Source organism: Streptomyces sp. 135, from assembly GCF_020026305.1.
GTDB lineage: Bacteria > Actinomycetota > Actinomycetes > Streptomycetales > Streptomycetaceae > Streptomyces.
The window spans coordinates 6,184,518-6,201,915 of the sequence record NZ_CP075691.1 but is presented as its reverse complement, the minus strand read 5'-3'; the positions used below and the strand labels follow the sequence as shown (position 1 = coordinate 6,201,915).

General features: G+C 71.2%; 17 protein-coding genes. 7 read left to right on the top strand and 10 right to left on the bottom strand.

The genetic code is table 11. From position 1 onward, the window contains the following. Window positions 1–24: 24 nt before the first annotated feature. The gene (locus tag KKZ08_RS28095) at window positions 25–792 is read left to right on the top strand and encodes a phosphatase PAP2 family protein (RefSeq protein ID WP_346657895.1); all 768 of its coding nucleotides are present in this window, start codon (window positions 25–27) and stop codon (window positions 790–792) included. Between the two features lie 76 nt (window positions 793–868). Here the strand turns inward: KKZ08_RS28095 and KKZ08_RS28090 are convergent, their stop codons facing one another. From KKZ08_RS28090 to KKZ08_RS28060, 7 genes are all read right to left on the bottom strand, one after another. Continuing rightward, window positions 869–1,381, bottom strand: coding sequence for a hypothetical protein (locus KKZ08_RS28090; RefSeq protein ID WP_223777079.1), 513 nt, complete (start codon window positions 1,379–1,381; stop codon window positions 869–871). 135 nt (window positions 1,382–1,516) lie between these two features. Next, window positions 1,517–2,935, bottom strand: a complete 1,419-nt coding sequence (locus KKZ08_RS28085) for an FAD-dependent oxidoreductase (RefSeq protein WP_223777078.1) — start codon at window positions 2,933–2,935, stop codon at window positions 1,517–1,519. Window positions 2,936–2,966: 31 nt separating this feature from the next. After that, window positions 2,967–3,767: an ABC transporter permease gene (locus KKZ08_RS28080; RefSeq protein WP_223777077.1), complete on the bottom strand. Its 801-nt coding sequence runs from the start codon at window positions 3,765–3,767 to the stop codon at window positions 2,967–2,969. Next, window positions 3,767–4,705, bottom strand: a complete 939-nt coding sequence (locus tag KKZ08_RS28075) for an ABC transporter permease (RefSeq protein WP_223777076.1) — start codon at window positions 4,703–4,705, stop codon at window positions 3,767–3,769. Before KKZ08_RS28075 ends, KKZ08_RS28080 begins: the two co-directional genes overlap by 1 nt. Next, the gene (locus KKZ08_RS28070; RefSeq protein WP_223777075.1) at window positions 4,702–5,880 is read right to left on the bottom strand and encodes an ABC transporter ATP-binding protein; all 1,179 of its coding nucleotides are present in this window, start codon (window positions 5,878–5,880) and stop codon (window positions 4,702–4,704) included. Before KKZ08_RS28070 ends, KKZ08_RS28075 begins: the two co-directional genes overlap by 4 nt. Window positions 5,881–6,025: 145 nt before the next feature. Further along, window positions 6,026–7,276, bottom strand: a complete 1,251-nt coding sequence (locus tag KKZ08_RS28065) for a spermidine/putrescine ABC transporter substrate-binding protein (RefSeq protein ID WP_223777074.1) — start codon at window positions 7,274–7,276, stop codon at window positions 6,026–6,028. An 85-nt stretch (window positions 7,277–7,361) separates the two neighbouring features. Further along, window positions 7,362–8,864, bottom strand: a complete 1,503-nt coding sequence (locus tag KKZ08_RS28060) for a gamma-aminobutyraldehyde dehydrogenase (RefSeq protein ID WP_223777073.1) — start codon at window positions 8,862–8,864, stop codon at window positions 7,362–7,364. Between the two features lie 205 nt (window positions 8,865–9,069). On the opposite strand from KKZ08_RS28060, the gene KKZ08_RS28055 reads away from it, so the two are divergent. Then, a complete protein-coding gene (locus KKZ08_RS28055) occupies window positions 9,070–9,633 on the top strand; it encodes an NADAR family protein (protein ID WP_223777072.1) in 564 nt (187 codons plus the stop codon). Between the two features lie 302 nt (window positions 9,634–9,935). On the opposite strand, the gene KKZ08_RS28050 is transcribed toward KKZ08_RS28055, so the two are convergent. Beyond that, window positions 9,936–10,283, bottom strand: a complete 348-nt coding sequence (locus KKZ08_RS28050) for a DUF4190 domain-containing protein (RefSeq protein WP_223777071.1) — start codon at window positions 10,281–10,283, stop codon at window positions 9,936–9,938. A 545-nt stretch (window positions 10,284–10,828) separates the two neighbouring features. Between KKZ08_RS28050 and KKZ08_RS28045 the strand changes: the two genes are divergently transcribed. The 5 genes from KKZ08_RS28045 (at window position 10,829) to KKZ08_RS28025 (ending at window position 15,350) form a co-directional block, all read left to right on the top strand. After that, window positions 10,829–11,890, top strand: coding sequence for an adenosine deaminase (locus KKZ08_RS28045; RefSeq protein WP_223777070.1), 1,062 nt, complete (start codon window positions 10,829–10,831; stop codon window positions 11,888–11,890). 20 nt (window positions 11,891–11,910) lie between these two features. Then, window positions 11,911–12,591 (top strand): glycerophosphodiester phosphodiesterase, encoded by a 681-nt coding sequence (locus KKZ08_RS28040; protein WP_223777069.1) that lies wholly within the window; start codon window positions 11,911–11,913, stop codon window positions 12,589–12,591. A 31-nt stretch (window positions 12,592–12,622) separates the two neighbouring features. Beyond that, the gene (locus KKZ08_RS28035; protein ID WP_223777068.1) at window positions 12,623–13,516 is read left to right on the top strand and encodes a DUF72 domain-containing protein; all 894 of its coding nucleotides are present in this window, start codon (window positions 12,623–12,625) and stop codon (window positions 13,514–13,516) included. A gap of 148 nt (window positions 13,517–13,664) precedes the next feature. Beyond that, window positions 13,665–14,855: a serine hydrolase domain-containing protein gene (locus KKZ08_RS28030; RefSeq protein WP_223777067.1), complete on the top strand. Its 1,191-nt coding sequence runs from the start codon at window positions 13,665–13,667 to the stop codon at window positions 14,853–14,855. A gap of 30 nt (window positions 14,856–14,885) precedes the next feature. Then, on the top strand, window positions 14,886–15,350 hold the full coding sequence (locus KKZ08_RS28025; protein WP_223777066.1) for a hypothetical protein: 465 nt from the start codon (window positions 14,886–14,888) through the stop codon (window positions 15,348–15,350). 24 nt (window positions 15,351–15,374) lie between these two features. Here the strand turns inward: KKZ08_RS28025 and KKZ08_RS28020 are convergent, their stop codons facing one another. Both KKZ08_RS28020 and KKZ08_RS28015 read right to left on the bottom strand, forming a co-directional pair. Continuing rightward, window positions 15,375–16,094 (bottom strand): GNAT family N-acetyltransferase, encoded by a 720-nt coding sequence (locus KKZ08_RS28020; RefSeq protein ID WP_223777065.1) that lies wholly within the window; start codon window positions 16,092–16,094, stop codon window positions 15,375–15,377. A 123-nt stretch (window positions 16,095–16,217) separates the two neighbouring features. Continuing rightward, window positions 16,218–17,381 carry an extracellular solute-binding protein gene (locus KKZ08_RS28015; protein WP_223777064.1) on the bottom strand — a complete coding sequence of 388 codons (1,164 nt, stop codon included), beginning with the start codon at window positions 17,379–17,381 and terminating at the stop codon, window positions 16,218–16,220. Window positions 17,382–17,398: the final 17 nt, after the last annotated feature.

Below are 17,398 nucleotides of genomic sequence, written 5' to 3'. Positions count from 1 at the left end.
AGCCTCCCCAGCCCCGTCTTGGTCGTGCCTTCGCGCACGCACCCGGAGCTTCCGGCTCCGGAACTCCTCACCGATCGGATGGCCGCCCGCCCCACACCCCCCGGGGCGCGCGGCGACCCGGTCCCTCCGGCCGCCTCGGAACCACCCCCTGTTCCGAGGCGGCCGCCCCTTTTCCTCCCGCTCTCCCTGTGCGCGTGCCTGTTCGCGCTCCTCACCTGGCAGGTCGTCGTCGACGGTCCGCTGCGCCGCGCCGACGAGCGCGCGGGGCGGGCGACCGTCGGCAGCCCTTTCCCGGAGCGCGCCGCGGAGTTCTTCGCCGACCTCGGCAACCTCGGCGTCGCCGTGCCGGTCCTCGGGGCCGTCCTCGCGTACGCCGCCTGGCACGGCCGCCGTGCCGGGGTGTTCCGCTGGTGGCTGGCGCCGCTGGCCGCCGCCGTCGCCATGGCCGCGGTGCCCGCGCTCGTCGTGCCGCTCAAGGCGGCCGTGGACCGGCCGGGGCCGCCGGGCATGGCAGGGCACGACGGCTTCTACCCCTCGGGGCACGCGGCGACGGCCGCCGTCGCCTACGGGGCGGCCGCGCTGCTGGCGCTGCCACTGCTGCGGCGCGCGTACGGCCGAGGTGGACTGCTCATCGGCTGCGTCCTGTTGAACGTGGCGGTCGGTTTCGCACTCGTGCGGCGCGGATATCACTGGCCGCTGGACGTGGTGGCTTCCTGGCTGCTGTGCGGGATGCTGCTGACGGCCATGGCCGCGCTGACCGGGCGGTACGGCCGGCACCCGGGCCCGGAGTGACCGTCGCGCAGGAGTGACCCTCGCCTGGGGCGTCGGAAGACCGCCGCAGGCAGGCGCCCGCGCGCGCAACCCGAGGTCACTCCCCGCGTTCCTCCCCCTCCCCCAGCAGCCCCGCGGCCGCCTCGTGCATGGCCAGTTCGAGCAGTGCCGGATCCGTCAGCGTGCCCCGGCCGTCCGGCGGCACCAGCCAGCGGACCCCGCCGCTCGCCCGCCCGGGATGGGGCACGACGATCCAGGTGCCGCGGCCGGCGCCGCGTACGCCCGTGCCCAGCCAGCGGGCGGCCGTGCCCGCGGGCACGAAGAAGCCCACGCGCGCGTCCCCGAAGTCGGCGAGCACCGGTCCGGGGCGCTCGACGCGGCGGTTCAGTACGTCGAGCGTGGTGCGGCCGAGCTCGCCGGGGAGGATCAGCACGTCCCAGCGGCGGCCCGCCGGCAGGAGCGCGACCCCGAGCGGACTGCGCTCCCACTCCCAGCGGCAGGCGTCCGGATCCGGCGCCACCGAAACGAGCCATTCGACCGCCGACCTCGCCCCCGGGCCGCCCGTGCGGCCCCTGCCGCCCGTGTCACCCGAGCCACCCGTGCCAGCCATGACCGGACCTCCATTTCCTGTGCGACGACCGTGCGTGTCACAGGTGAGAGGGGTCCGGGGGGCGGGCATTACGCGGGTTCGGACACCCGCTGGTGGTGAAGCGGCTCACGGCGGGGCGGTGGGGCGTACGCCGGTTCAGCTGTCGAAGCCGAGGCCCAGCTTGTCCATCGTCTTGAGCCAGAGGTTCCGCTTACCGCCGTTGGCGTCGGAGCGGGCCAGCGACCACTTGGTCAGCGCGACGCCCGTCCAGGCGAACGGCTCAGGCGGGAACGGCAGCGGCTTCGTACGCACCATCTCCAGGCTCGTCCGCTCCGTGCGCTCCCCGGAGAGCAGGTCCAGCATCACGTCGGCGCCGAACCGCGTGGCCCCGACACCGAGCCCGGTGTACCCGGCGGCGTAGGCGACGCGGCCCTTGTGCGCCGTGCCGAAGAACGCCGAGAAGCGCGAGCAGGTGTCGATCGCGCCGCCCCACGCGTGCGTGAAGCGGACCCCCTCCAGCTGCGGGAAGCAGGTGAAGAAGTGCCCGGCGAGCTTCGCGTACGTCTCGGGCCGGTCGTCGTACTCGGCGCGGACCTTCCCGCCGAACGGGTAGATCGCGTCGTAGCCGCCCCACAGGATGCGGTTGTCGGCGGAGAGCCGGAAGTAGTGGAACTGGTTCGCGCTGTCGCCGAGCCCCTGCCGGTTGCGCCAGCCGATCGCGGCCAGCTGCTCCTCGCTCAGCGGCTCGGTCATCAGCGCGTAGTCGTAGACCGGCACGGTGTACGCGCGGACGCGCTTGACCAGCGAGGGGAAGATGTTCGTGGCGAGCGCCACCTGGCGGGCGAAGACGCGGCCGTACGGCGTGCGGACCGCCATCCCGGCGCCGGCGGCGGCCAGCTCCAGGGCGGGCGTGTGTTCGTAGACGCGTACGCCCTTCTCCAGGCAGGCCCGCTTCAGGCCCCACGCCAGCTTCGCCGGGTGCAGCATGGCGACGCCGTCGCGGTCCCAGAGGCCGCCGAGGAAGGTGGGCGAGTCGACCTGCTCGCGCACGGCGTCCGCGTCGAGCAGCTCGGTGCCGCCCGCCAGGCCGTGGGCCGCCATCTCCTCGTACATCTCGCGCAGTTCGGCGACCTGGTGCGGCTCGGTGGCGACGTCGATCTCGCCGGTGCGCTCGAAGTCGCAGTCGATGGAGTAGCGCTTGACGGCCGCCTCGATCTCGTCGAGGTTGCGGGCGCCGAGCTCCTCCAGCTTCTCGATCTCGCCGGGCCAGCGGGACAGGCCGTTGGCGATGCCGTGCGTGAGGGAGGCGGCGCAGAAGCCGCCGTTGCGGCCGGAGGCGGCCCAGCCCGCCTCGCGGCCCTCGACGAGGACGACGTCGCGCCCGGGGTCGCGCTCCTTGGCGATGAGCGCGGTCCACAGGCCGCTGTAACCGCCGCCGACGACGAGGAGGTCGCAGCGGTCGTCGCCGGTGAGGGCGGGCTCGGGGGCGGGCCTGCCCGGGTCGTCCAGCCAGTACGAGACCGGCTGGGCGTCGGAGAGGGACTTGGTCCAACGGGTCATGGCGCTTGGGGCCATGATTTCCACTCCTTCGAGAACTGCGTCACGGTTACTTGGGCTGTTTGTTGCGGCGCTTGCCGATCAGCATTCCGGCGAGCACCAGGAGCACGGCGACGAGGAACATCGCCGTACCGATCACATTGATTTGAACGGGCGTGCCCCGCTGTGCCGATCCCCAGACGAACATGGGGAAGGTCACGGTCGAGCCCGCGTTGAAGTTCGTGATGATGAAATCGTCGAAGGAGAGCGCGAAGGCGAGCAGCGCGCCCGCCGCGATGCCCGGTGCGGCGATCGGCAGCGTGACCCTCAGGAACGTCTGCACGGGACCGGCGTAGAGGTCCTGCGCGGCCTGTTCGAGGCGGGGGTCCATCGACATGACGCGCGCCTTGACGGCGGTCACCACGAAGCTGAGGCAGAACATGATGTGGGCGATGAGGACGGTCCAGAAGCCCAGCTGAGCGCCCATGTTGAGGAAGAGCGTGAGCAGCGAGGCGGCCATGACGACCTCGGGCATCGCCATCGGCAGGAAGATCAGCGAGTTCACGGCGCCGCGCGCGCGGAAGCGGTAGCGCACCAGCGCGAAGGCGATCATCGTGCCGAGTACGGTCGCGCCGATCGTCGCCCAGGTGGCGATCTGGAGGCTCAGCGAGAGCGACCCGCACATGTCGGCCACGCCGCACGGATCCTTCCACGCGTCGAGCGAGAACTCCTGCCAGGAGTAATTGAAGCGCCCCTTCGGCTTGTTGAAGGAGAAGACGGTCACGACGATGTTCGGCAGGAGCAGATAGGCGAGCGTGCACAGGCCCGCGATGACGACGAGGTTGCGCCGCAGCCAGCGTACAAAGGCCATCAGACCAGGTCCTCCGTCCCCGACTTGCGGATGTAGAAGGTCACCATGAAGAGAATGGCGGCCATGAGAATGAAGGAGAGGGCCGCGGCCGTCGGGTAGTCCAGGACGCGCAGGAACTGCGTCTGGATGACGTTGCCGACCATGCGGGTGTCCGTCGAGCCGAGCAGGTCCGCGTTCACGTAGTCGCCCGCCGCCGGGATGAAGGTCAGCAGCGTGCCGGAGACGACGCCCGGCATGGAGAGCGGCAGCGTCACCTTGCGGAAGGTGGTGCTCGGCTTGGCGTAGAGGTCGCCCGCGGCCTCGTGGAGCCGGCCGTCGATGCGCTCCAGCGAGGTGTAGAGCGGCAGGATCATGAACGGCAGGAAGTTGTACGTGAGGCCGCAGATCACCGCGAGCGGCGTCGCGAGGACCCGGTCGCCCGCCGTGACGCCCAGCCAGCTGGTGACGTCGAGGACGTGCAGGGAGTTGAGGGCGCCGACGACGGGGCCGCCGTCCGCGAGGATCGTCTTCCACGCCAGCGTACGGATGAGGAAGCTGGTGAAGAACGGCGCGATGACCAGGACCAGGATGATGCCCCGCCAGCGGCCCGCGCGGAACGCGATGAGGTACGCGAGCGGGTAGCCGAGCAGCAGGCACAGGACGGTGGCGGCGCCCGCGTAGAGCACCGAGCGCAGGAACTGCGGCCAGTAGTCGGTGAGCGCGTCCCAGTAGGTGGCGAAGTGCCAGGTGACCTTGAAGCCTTCTTCGAGCGACCCCGTCTGGACGGAGGTCGAGGCCTGGTAGACCAGCGGCAGCGCGAAGAAGACGACCAGCCAGAGGAGGCCGGGGAGCAGCAGCCAGTAGGGGACGAGGCGGCCGCGCTTGCGGGGCTTGCGGGGGGCCGGGGCCGGGTCCTCGGGGTCCTTCGCCGGTGGTGCTTCGGTCAGGGTCGTCGTCATGCGGAGGCGTCCTCCTCGACCTTCTCGACGCCCGCCGAGCCCTCTGTCCCGGCAAGGAGGGACTGGGCGGCGTCCAGGCCGAAGGTGTGCGCGGGGTTCCAGTGCAGGACGACCTCGGCGCCCGGGGTGAGCCGGCCGTCGCGCTCGATGTTCTGCGCGTACACCTCGAAGGAGGGGCAGACGGGGCTGTGCACCACGTACTGCGTCGATACGCCGATGAAGCTGCTGTCGGCGATGCGTCCCGTGACGCGGTTGCGCCCCTCGGGAATCCGCCCCGCGTCGTCGGCGTGCGCGAGGGAGATCTTCTCGGGGCGGATGCCTACGAGGACCTTGCCGCCGGTGGCGGTGGGGCCGGTACATCGGGCGGCGGGCAGCGTCAGCTTGCAGTCGCCGGCCTTCACGACGAGGTCGTCGCCGCTCGTCGCGGCGACCTCCGCCTCGATGAAGTTGGAGGTGCCGAGGAAGTTGGCGACGAAGGTGGTGCGCGGGTTCTCGTAGAGGTCGGCGGGGGCGCCGAGCTGCTCGACGCGGCCGCCGTTCATCACGGCCACGGTGTCGGCCATCGTCATGGCCTCCTCCTGGTCGTGCGTGACGTGCACGAAGGTGATGCCGACCTCGGTCTGGATGCGCTTGAGCTCCAGCTGCATCTGGCGGCGCAGCTTGAGGTCGAGGGCGCCCAGCGGCTCGTCGAGGAGGAGCACCTTGGGGTGGTTGATGAGCGCGCGGGCCACGGCGACGCGCTGCTGCTGGCCGCCGGAGAGCTGGTGCGGCTTCTTGCGCGCCTGCTCGCCGAGCTGGACGAGGTCGAGCATCTCGCCGACCTGGCCCTTCACCGACTTGATGCCGCGCCGGCGCAGGCCGAAGGCGACGTTCTCGAAGATGTCCAGGTGCGGGAAGAGCGCGTACGACTGGAAGACGGTGTTCACGGGCCGCTTGTACGGCGGCAGGGACGTGACGTCCTGCTCGCCCAGGTGGACCGTGCCGGAGCTGGGTTCCTCCAGGCCCGCGATCATGCGGAGCGTGGTCGTCTTGCCGCAGCCGGAGGCGCCGAGCAGCGCGAAGAAGGAGCCCTGCGGCACGGTGAGGTCGAGCGGGTGCACGGCGGTGAAGGAGCCGTACGTCTTGCTGATCCCGGTGAGACGGACGTCGCCGCCGTGTTCTTGAGCGTAGGTCATAGTGGGTCCAGATGAAGTCGGGGGGAACGAAGGCGCCCCGTCAGGGGCGCGGGGCTCTTACATGTGCGGCTCCGCCGCGTGGGCGCGACCAGCCACGACGGACCCGCAGTTGCAAGCGGCCACAGCCCAGCGCGGCGGCGCCGTGTCACACGCCGGTCAGCCTCGCGAACTTCTCTTCGTAGGCGGTCTCTTCCTTGGGCGTGAGCGACCGGAACGCCCGGGACTTCGCCTTCATCTCCGCGTCAGGGATGATCAGCGGATTGGCCGCGGCGTCCTTGTCGATCTTCGCGAGCGCGTCCCGCACCCCGTCGACCGGGCAGACGTAGTTGATGTACGCCGCGAGGCGTGCCGCGGGCTCCGGCTCGTAGTAGTAGTCGATGAGGCGCTCGGCGTTGCGCTTGTGCCGCGCCTTGTTGGGCACCAGCAGGTTGTCCGTGGACGTGATGTAGCCCTGGTCGGGGATGTGGAAGCCGATGTCCGGGTTGTCGGCCTGCAACTGCACGATGTCGCCGGCCCAGCCGAGGCAGGCGGCGATGTCGCCCTTGGCGAGGTCCGAGGTGTAGTCGTTGCCGGTGAAGCGGCGGACCTGCTTCTTGTCGACGGCCTTCTGGAGGCGGGCGACGGCCGCGTCGAAGTCGTCGTCGGTGAAGTCGCCGGGGTCCTTGCCCATGTCGATGAGCGTCATGCCGACGGTGTCGCGCATCTCGGAGAGGAACCCGACGCGGCCCTTCAGCTTGGGGTCCTCGAGGAGCTGCGCGACCGAGGTGACCTCCTTCCCGCCGGTCGCCTTCTTGTTGTACGCGATGACGGTGGAGATGCCGGTCCAGGGATACGAGTAGGCCCGGCCCGGGTCCCAGTCGGGGTCGCGGAACTGGGTCGACAGGTTGGTGTACGCGTGCGGCAGGTTGGCCGGGTCCAGTTTCTGGACCCACCCGAAGCGGATCAGCCGTGCGGCGAGCCAGTCCGTGACGCAGATCAGGTCGCGTCCGGTCTCCTGGCCCGCGGCGAGCTGCGGCTTGATCTTCCCGAAGAACTCGACGTTGTCGTTGATGTCCTCGGTGTACTTGACGCTGATCCCGGTGCGCTTCGTGAACGCCGCCAGGGTCGGCCGCCTGTTCTCGTCCTTCTCGTCGACGTCCATGTACTCGGTCCAGTTGGAGAAGGCGATCTGCTTCTCCTCGGCCGAGTGGTCGTCGGACGAGACCTCGCCCTGGCTTTTGCCGGCCGGGGGGATGCCACAGGCGCTCAGGGCGCCCAGTCCGCCGACGGCGAGCGCGCCGCCGGTGGAGGCGCGCAGCAGGGAACGGCGGGTCAGGGACCCCCTGCCGTACCTCAGGCTGCGGTGCATGGCGGCCAGTTGGGCCGGTGACAGGCTGGCGGGCTCGTGCTGCTCCATGCGTGTGGTTGCCCTTTCGGGAGGAAGGCGGCCGCTGGTCGGGCGGCCTGTGACGACGTGGCGGCGTGGCCGAGCGGCCACGCGGCTACCGGTCCCCGAAGATCGTGCGGTGCCAGTCCTTGCGGACGACCGCGGTGTTGTCGAACATGACGTGCTTGACCTGCGTGTACTCCTCGAAGGAGTAGGTGGACATGTCCTTTCCGTAGCCCGAGGCCTTGTAGCCGCCGTGCGGCATCTCGCTGAGGATCGGGATGTGGTCGTTGACCCACACGCACCCGGCCTTGATCTCCCGGGTCGCGCGGTTCGCGCGGTACACGTCGCGGCTCCAGGCGGAGGCGGCGAGTCCGTAGGGGGTGTCGTTGGCGAGCCGGATGCCCTCGTCGTCGCTGTCGAAGGGCAGTACGACGAGGACGGGCCCGAAGATCTCGGACTGTACGACCTCGCTGTCCTGCGCCGCGTCCGCGATGAGGGTGGGCTTGTAGAAGGCGCCCGGGTGGGTGAGCGCCTCGCCGCCGGTCACCACGCGCGCGTAGGAGCGGGCCCGGTCGACGAAGCCGGCGACGCGGTCGCGGTGGACGTGCGAGATGAGCGGCCCCATGTCGGTGCTCGGGTCGAACGGGTCACCGAGCCGCACGCTCTCCATGAGGTCGGCGACGCCCTGCACGAAGGCGTCGTACAGCGGACGCTGGACGTACGCGCGCGTGGCGGCCGTGCAGTCCTGCCCGGAGTTGATGAGTGCGCCGGCGACCGCGCCGTGCACGGCGGCGTCGAGGTCGGCGTCGTCGAAGACCACGAAGGGGGCCTTGCCGCCGAGCTCCAGGTGGAGGCGCTTGACGGTGGCGGTGGCGATCTCGGCGACGCGCTTGCCGACGCCGGTGGACCCGGTGAAGGAGGTCATGGCGACAGCGGGGTGCCCGACGAGATGCTCACCGGCGTCCCTGCCCGCGCCCGTGACGATGTTGACGACGCCGTCCGGGATACCGGCCTCGGTGGCGGCCCGCGCGAAGAGCAGCGAGGTGAAGGGCGTCAGCTCGGCGGGCTTGAGGACGATGGTGTTGCCGGCCGCGATCGCCGGGAGCACCTTCCAGGCGGCCATCTGGAGGGGGTAGTTCCAAGGCGCGATGGACCCGACGACACCGATGGGCTCACGGCGTACGTACGAGGTGTGGTCCCCGGTGTACTCACCGGCCGACTGGCCCTGGAGGTGCCGGGCGGCGCCCGCGAAGAAGGCGGCGTTGTCGACGGTGCCGGGGACGTCGAACTCCCGGCTCAGCTTGATCGGCTTGCCGCACTGCAACGACTCGGCCTGCGCGAACTCCTCCGCGCGGTCGGCCAGCACGCCCGCGAAGCGGTGCATGGCGTCGGAGCGCTCGCCCGGGGTGGCACCGGCCCAGCCGGGGAACGCCTCTGCGGCGGCCGCGACGGCGGCGTCGACGTCGTCCCTTCCGGCGAGTTCGTACGAGTAGACCTCCTCGGCGGTGGCGGGGTCGACGACGGCGTGCGTGCGTCCCGAGGTCCCCTTCGTCAGCCGTCCGGCGATGTACTGCGCGCCGTCCGCGAAATGGTCCTGCGCCTGGAAGTTGTGCATGACGCTCTCCTCCGCCACCCTCCCCGTCGCGGGGGTCGGCGTAGCTCCAGATCGATTTGAGTGCCGATCCTGACAGAGCAGTACAGGTCCAACAAGTGATTCCGTTGTTGCCTTTTGGTTACGCGACGGAATCTGTCGACCAGGTGTCGAGTCGTCCTCGAAAACCCAGGACGGAGTGTCCGTGGTGCGTGCCAGACTCGCGTGCATGACGAAGATCGACTCGGTGGAGGCGCTGGTCGGCGCGGTGCACGCGGGGCAGCGCGTGAAGTATCTGTACTTCTGGGGGCACACCCCGCGCCGCGACGGCACGCTGGGCGCGAGCTGCCTGAGCCAGTGGTGGCCCTCGCCGTTCACCGTGGACGGCGTCACGTACGCGACCGCGGAGCACTGGATGATGGCGGCCAAGGCCCGCCTCTTCGACGACGCGGACGCCGAGCGCGCGGTCCTCGCGGCGCGTACGCCCGCCGAGGCGAAGAACGCGGGGCGGCTGGTGCGGGGCTTCGACGAGGCGATATGGGCGCGGGAGCGGTTCGGGATCGTGCTGACCGGCAGCGTCCACAAGTTCACCTCGGACCCGGCCCTGCGGGAGTTCCTGCGGGGCACGGGCGAGCGAGTACTGGTGGAAACGAGCCCACTGGACCGGGTATGGGGCGTGGGCCTGGCCGCCGACGACCCCCGCATCCAGGACCCGGAGAAGTGGCGGGGGCCGAATCTGCTGGGGTTCGCGTTGATGGGGGCGCGGGAGCGGGTGGGAGCGGCGGCGGACTGAGCGGGGGCGGTGGCGCGGGGTGGGGCCGAGCGCGGGGCGGGCGGGGCCGGACGTGGAGCGGGACGAGGCCGGGCCGGGCACGGGACGAGGCCAGGCACAGAGCGGAAGCCCGGGGGCGGCGCGCGGGGCCCGCAGCTGCGGGCACGGGTCGGTCACGACCGCAGCTCCCGGCCGGTCCCGGCCGTGGCCCCGGTCAGGCTCAGCCGCAGTCCCGATCGGCCTCGGCTGCGGCCCCCGGCCAATCCCCGCTGCGGCCCCCGGCCGGTCCCAACCGCAGCTCCCGGTCAATCCCGGCCACAGCCTCAGCCGGGCTGCGCTGCCGTCGTCGTCGTGCGGCCCGGCGGCTCCAGGGAGCGGGAGTCCGTCTCCTCGTCCGACATCACGAGGATGATCACCAGCAGCACCACGGCCAGCACGATGCCGACCGCCCCGCAGATGATCCCCGCGAGGGCCTGGCCCCCGTTCGTCGCCTCGCCTCGGCGCGCCTTCCCGCGCCCCACGGCGCCGAAGATCACCGCGAGGATGCCGAGCACGATCGCGAGCGGCCACAGGCAGAAGCCGACCGTCGCGATGATCCCGAGGACCAGCCCGGTGACGCCCATGCCGTTCGCGGGCGCCATCGGCATGGCGGGCCAGCCGTATCCGGGCATTCCCTGACCCGGGTAGCCGGGGTACCCCGGATATCCCTGCGGTCCCGCGTACCCCTGGGGGCCCTGATGCCCCGAAGCGTTCGCGTAACCGGGGTGCCCTGGGTGTACCCCGTGGCCCCCGTACCCGTAAGGCCCGTAAGGCATCTGCCCCGGCCCGTCCGGCGAGACCGGGGGCGGTGGCACCGGCTCGCCGGGAGCCGCGAAGGCGTTGCCGGCGCCCGATGCCCAGGCCGCCGGAGGTGGCGGCGGCGCCCCGGCCCCGGCCCCGGCCCCGGAGGGAGCCGCGGGCGAAGCCCAGTCCCCCCGCTTGTCCAGCCGCACCGCGGCATCCTCCGGCGGCGGAGCCCACGGGTCCCGCTCCTCCGGAGCGTCCGCGCCACGCGGCACGGCGTCGTCCCCGGATCCGGAAGGCCTGGCGGTCACGAGGTCACCTCTTTCATACGTTCCGTCATGCTACGGCCCACGCTTTGCCCGCGACGACCGAGGCCTACGATGATCCCCGACCCACCGATCAGCCGATCAATTCCGTTCCTGGGGAGGAAACCGTGACCGAGCAGCAGACCGCAGCCACGACAGCCAGAGACCCGCACGCCTTCATCGCCGGACTGCCCAAGGCGGAACTGCACGTGCACCACGTGGGCTCGGCCTCCCCCCGCATCGTCTCCGAGCTGGCCGCCCGGCACCCCGACTCCGCGGTGCCGACGGACCCCGAGGCGCTCGCCGACTACTTCACGTTCACGGACTTCGCTCACTTCGTCCAGGTCTATCTCTCCGTCGTGGACCTGATCCGCACCCCGGAGGACGTGCGCCTGCTCACGTACGAGGTGGCCCGCGACATGGCGCGCCAGAACGTTCGCTACGCCGAGCTGACCATCACCCCGTACTCCTCGGTGCGCCGCGGCATCGACGACCGCGCCTTCATGGACGCCATCGAGGACGCCCGCAAGGCCGCGGAGGACGAGTTCGGCACCGTACTGCGCTGGTGCTTCGACATCCCGGGCGAGGCCGGGCTCGTGTCCGCCGAGGAGACGCTCCGCCTCGCCACCAGCGAGAAGCTGCGCCCCGAGGGGCTCGTCTCCTTCGGTCTCGGCGGCCCCGAGATCGGCGTGCCGCGCCCGCAGTTCAAGCCCTACTTCGACCAGGCCATCGCGGCCGGCCTGCACTCGGTGCCGCACGCGGGCGAGACCACCGGCCCCGAGACGGTCTGGGACGCCCTGGTCCACCTCGGCGCCGAGCGCATCGGCCACGGCACGACCTCCGCCCAGGACCCGAAGCTGCTCGCCCACCTCGCCGAGCACCGCATCCCGCTGGAGGTCTGCCCGACCTCGAACATCGCGACACGCGCGGTGCGCACGCTCGACGAGCACCCCGTCAAGCAGTTCGTCGAGGCGGGGGTCGTGGTCACGATCAACTCCGACGACCCGCCGATGTTCGGCACCGACCTGAACAACGAGTACGCGGTCGCCGCCCGCCTCCTGGGCCTCGACGAGCGCGGCATCGCGGCCCTCGCGAAGAACGCCGTGGAGGCGTCCTTCCTCGACCCGGCGGGCAAGGCCCGGATCGCCGCCGAGATCGACACGTACACGGAGACGTGGCTCGCCCCCTGACCCGGCACCACAATGGGGCCATGCGCACCGTGACAGCCGTGGCCCACCGAGGCGATCCCTACCGCTTCCGCGAGAACACCCTCCCGTCCCTGCGCTCGGCGCTGGAAAGGGGCGCGGACGCGGTGGAGATCGACGTCCGCCTGAGCAGCGACGGAGTACCCGTACTGCTGCACGACCCGACACTCAAGCGCCTGTGGGGGTACGACCGTCCGCTCGGCGTCCTGTCCTTCGCCGAGCTCGACGGCCTCACCGAGGGGGGCGTGCCGACGCTGGAGGCGGCCGTCGCCGCCACGGAGGGGCACCGGCTCATGGTCGATCTGCCGGGCGCCTCGTATGAGGCGGTGCGCACGGTCGTCGGGGTGATCGCCGACTGCGGGGCGGCCGAGCGTACGTACTACTGTGCGGGCCCGCAGACGATGCTCGCCGTGCGGGAGGCCGATCCCGCCGCCGAGATCGCCCTGACCTGGACGACTTTGGCGCCGCCCCGCCGCGTCCTGCTCGACGCGGTGAAGCCGCGCTGGCTCAACTACCGCTTCCCGCTGGTCGACCGCGAACTCACCCGCCACGTGCACCGCGAGGGCTTCCTCGTCTCGGCGTGGACCCCCGACACCCGCCGCTCGATGCGGCGCCTGATCGACGCGGGCGTCGACGCCATCACCACCAACCGCGTCGACGTCCTGGCGACGCTGCGCACCTCCTGATCCATCGGGGCCCTCGGGGTACCCGTGCCGGATGAGTGAGATTCTGGTGGGGACCTGTTCGTGGACGGACCGCGCGCTGCTGGCCAGTGGCTGGTATCCGCGGGGCAGCAAGGACGCGGAGGGGCGGCTGCGGCACTACGCCGGCCGCTTCCCCGTGGTGGAGGTCGACTCGACCTATTACGCGCTGCCGAGCGACCGCAATTGCCGGTTGTGGGCGGACCGCACGCCGGACGGGTTCCGCTTCGACGTGAAGGCGTTCTCCCTGCTGACCGGTCACCCCACCCAGCAGACCGCGCTCCCCGCGGACCTGCGGGGCGAGCCGGTGGGCCCCGTACTGCTGGACACCGTCTGGCAGCGTTTCAGCACGGCGCTCGGACCCTTGCGCGAGGCGGACCGGTTGGGGACCCTGCTGTTCCAGTTCCCGCCGTGGCTCTCCCCCGGCCCGCGCGCGGAGAAGATCCTCGCCGAGAGCGCGCGACGCGCCGAGGGCTGGCCGGTGGCCGTGGAGTTCCGACACCCTGACTGGTGGCGGGAGGGCGAACGGGACCGCACCACCGCCCTCCTGTCCGACCTGGGCATGGCCGCGGTGGCGGTGGACACGGTGCAGGGGCTGCCGCACTCCATGCCTCCGGTGGCACCGGTCAGCGTGGAGCGGCATGCAGTGGTCCGCTTCCACGGGCGCAACGCCGCGTGGGGCACGGGGTCCAAGGAGGACCGGTTCCGCCACGCCTACTCCACCGACGAACTGGCCGAGTGGCTGCCGCGCGTGCGCTCCATGGCCGAGCGTGCCGACGAGGTCCACGTGCTGTTCAACAACTGCTGCGCGGACGCCGCCGTACGCGCGGCGGAGTCGATGGCGCAGCTGATCGGCTCGGATCACCTAGGGGACGTCCCGGTCAACACCCTGGCGCACAGGGGCGTTTGAGCGGGCCCCGACCCTGAGTCGCCAGAGGGACCGCATCCTCCGCATCGACGATCCACCACCTCCCGGAGATCACCAGGATGGGAACACCGCAGCACGAGCACGGCCGTCCCTGAAGTCCCTGAAAGTTCCTGGAGCCCCTGGAGTTCTCATGAAGTCCCCCTTCCGCGCCGCCCTCGCCACCGCCCTGGCCCTCGCCCTCACCGGCGCCGCGGCCGTCCCCGCGCTCGCCCTCGCCCACACGCACACCCCGAGCGCCTCCGCGACACCCGCCCCGACGGTGGACCCCTCCACCAGACCGAACGGAGAGGCCCTGCGCAAGGCGATCGAAGGCCTGCCCAATGACGACGCGACCGCCGCCCTCGTCCGCGTGGGCGGCAAGCACGGCACGTGGCGCGGCAGTTCCGGCGTACACGACCTGGTGACACACCGCAGAGCCGACCCGCACGGCCGCTTCCGCGCCGGGTCCACGACCAAGATCGTGACGGCGACGGTGGCGCTGCAACTGGCCGCCGAGGGCACGCTCGACCTCGACAAGCCGCTCCAGCACTACATGCCGGACCTGTTCCCGCGCCCGGCGGACAAGGAGAAGAAGTTCCTGCCCATCCCCGTCCGCAGCCTCCTCGACTACACCAGCGGCCTGAAGACCGGCGACGGCTTCGACGACGAATACGCCCACCGCTACGACACGTTGGACCCGCGGACCGTCGTCGCCTCCGCCATCGCCGAGGGCCCCCAGCACGACCCGGGCAAGGAGCAGCACTACCGCAACATCGGCTACACCGTCCTCGGTCTGCTGATCGAGCGGGTCACCCGGGACTCGTACGCCGACCAGGCCCGCGAGCGGATCTTCGAGCCGCTCCGCATGCGCGACACGTACTTCCCCGGTACCGACCCTCGCATCCGCGGCCCCCACAACCGCGGCTACCAGAAGATGGAGCGGCCGGATGGAACGACCCGGCTGGTCGACGTCACCGAGTGGAACCAGTTCGACCGCTTCGCGGCGGGCGACATGATCTCCAGCACGGCCGATCTGGAGACCTTCACGCAGGCACTGTTCGGCGGGAAGCTCCTGCCGCCGGCGCAGTTGAAGGAGATGCTCACGCGGCCCCGCCTCGCACCGGGCGTGCCCGAGGCGACGTTCGGCGCGGGACTCCAGTACATGAAGGTCAACGGCAAGAAGGTGTGGCTCAAGACCGGCGCCCGCTACGGCTACACGAACATGATCGCCGCCACGGAGGACGGCTCCCGTACGCTCGTGTACTCGGTCAACGCGACCGACGCGAAGGGCGAGGGCATGAACCCGGTGGCCGAGCGCATCGCGGGGGCCGCGCTGAGCTGAGGTACGAAAGAGGCGGCGGGAAGGTCGGCCATGGCATCCGCGTGGGACTGGGACAGCGGCGCGGGCCTGCTCGGCCTCGACGATCCGGAGGAGTGGGACGCCGCGTACGAGCGCGGTGAGAGCCGTCTCGGTACGGCGGCCATCGGACTGGCCTTCAACTGCTCGCTGGAGGAGGCCTCACCGCGCATCATCAGGGCGATGCGTCTCGCGGACCGCGGTCAGCGGGGGTTCGGCTTCACCGCGGCGGGCACCGCCGCCCGGCTCAACGGCAGGCTGACGCCGGAGCTGTACGCGGCGCTGCGCGCGGTGGGTCACCGCGGCGTCGCCGAGACCGCCGTCGACGACACGCTGACCTTCGTGCCGTTCCGGCAACTTCCGCTGTGGTTCAAGTGGCGGACGGTGGCGTCAAAGGTGGCGGACAAGTCGAAGACCTGGCGGCTGACGTCCTCGTATGCCATCGAGGACGCCTGGAACGCCGTGCGTCGACGGCGGTGAGCCCCGCGGCCAAGGCGCGGGGCGTCACGGCGTACGGAACCCCCGGAACGTCACATCCTTGCGGGTCTTGAAGCCGAGCCGTTCGTAGAGGGCGATGGCGGCGGTGTTCGCCTCCGCCACGTGCAGGAAGGGGCGCTCGTCCCGTGCCACGACGCGCGCGACGAGCGCGCTCACCAGGCGTGCGGCATGGCCTTGTCCCCGCGCCTCGGGGGCGGTGCACACCGCGCTGATCTCCGTCCAGCCCGGCGGGCGGAGCCGTTCGCCCGCCATCGCCACCAGCGTGCCCCGGTCACGGATACCGAGGTAGGCGCCGAGTTCGTGGGTGCGGGGCCAGAACGGCCCCGGGCTGGTCCGTTCCACCAGGTCGAGCATCTCGGGCACGTCGTCGGCGCCCAGTTCGACGACTCCGGATGCGGTGTCGCCAGTGTCGGCTCCGGCATCCGGCGGGCCGGGGCGGCCGCGGCCGGGCCAGATCAGCTGCCGGCCTTCGAGGACGAAGACCGGCTCCCAGTCCGAGGGCGGGATCGCGGGGCAGCTGAACATGTCGGCGAACGCGTCCGGACCGAGCAGCCGGGCGAGGTCGGCCCACTCCGCCGCGCCGGCGTCGGCGGGCACCGCCGAGAAGGTCGCGACGTCCGGCAGGTAGGTCGCGGCCCGGCCGACCCGGCGGCCGAGATGTGCGTGCGTACCGCGGAGAGAAGCACCCACCGGGTCGTCGAGTGCGACGGCGTCGCGGTCCTCCATCGTGCTGTGCCTCTCCTGTCGCGCGCGGGCAGTCGAGTCGACCGGTCTACGAACACCTGTACCCGGCCCGCAGTCTAATGGGGGCCGTCAGCGGGCCTCGGCGGAGCCCGGTGACGCGGAGTCCTACAGCCCCGCCAACACGTTCCACCGCTTCGCGAACTCCGTCCGCTCCTTCGGCGTGATGTCCCGCGCGATGGCGAGCCGCCCCCGCATCGCGTCGTCCGGGAAGATCAGCGGGTCCTCGGCGAGAGCGGCCAGCTCCTTGTCCTTGGCGGAGGCGAGGACGTCGCGGGCGGCCGGGACCGGGCAGACGTAGTTGACCCAGGCGGCCAGCTCCGCCGCCACCTCCGGCTCATAGTAGTGGTCGATGAGCCGCTCGGCGTTCCGCTTGTGGCCTGCCAGGTTGGGGATCATCAGCGACTCGGCCCACAGCTCCGCGCCCTCCTCGGGGACCACGAACTCGATGTCCGGGTCGTCCGCCTGGAGCTGGATGACGTCACCGCTGTAGGCCTGGCAGGCCAGCACGTCGCCGCTGGAAAGGTCCTTGATGTAGTCGTTGCCGGTGAAGCGGCGGATGTGGTGGCTGTTCACCATCTTCTCGACCTTGTCGCACATCCGGTGGAAGTCGTCGGGCTTCCACTTGGTGATGTCGACGCCGTCGCCCTGGAGCAGCAGCGCGAACGCCTCGTCGAGCCCGGAGAGCAACGTGACCCGCCCCTTGAGATCGTCCGCCCACAGGTCGGACACCTGCTTGATCTCCCGGCCGACCTTCCGCTTGTTGTACGCGATGCCGGTGATGCCCGACTGCCAGGGCACGGTGTACTTCCGCCCCGGGTCGAAGTGCGGTGAACGGAGGAGAGGGTCCAGGTACTTCGTGACGTTGGGCTGCGCGGCCCGGTCCATCTCCTGCACCCAGCCGAGGCGTACGAAACGGGCGCACATCCAGTCACTGATGACGATGAGGTCGCGGCCGGTGTCCTGGTGGTTCATCAGGGACGGGCTGATCTTGCCGAAGAACTCGTCGTTGTCGTTGATCTCCTCCGTGTAGCGGACGTCTACCCCGGTCCGCTTCTCGAAGGCGTCCAGCGAGGGGCGCTTCGTCTTGTTCTCGTCGTCCGTGTCGATGTACAGGGGCCAGTTGGCGAACGTCAGCTTCTTGTCCCGCGCCGAGCGGTCGGCCGCGGACCGCTCGTCCGGGGCGATGTACGCGGCGGGGACCCCGCAGCCCGCGAGCGTACTGACGGCCGCCCCGCCGCCCAGGGCACGCAGCAGGGAACGACGGGACACGGAGGAGGCTCTCGGGT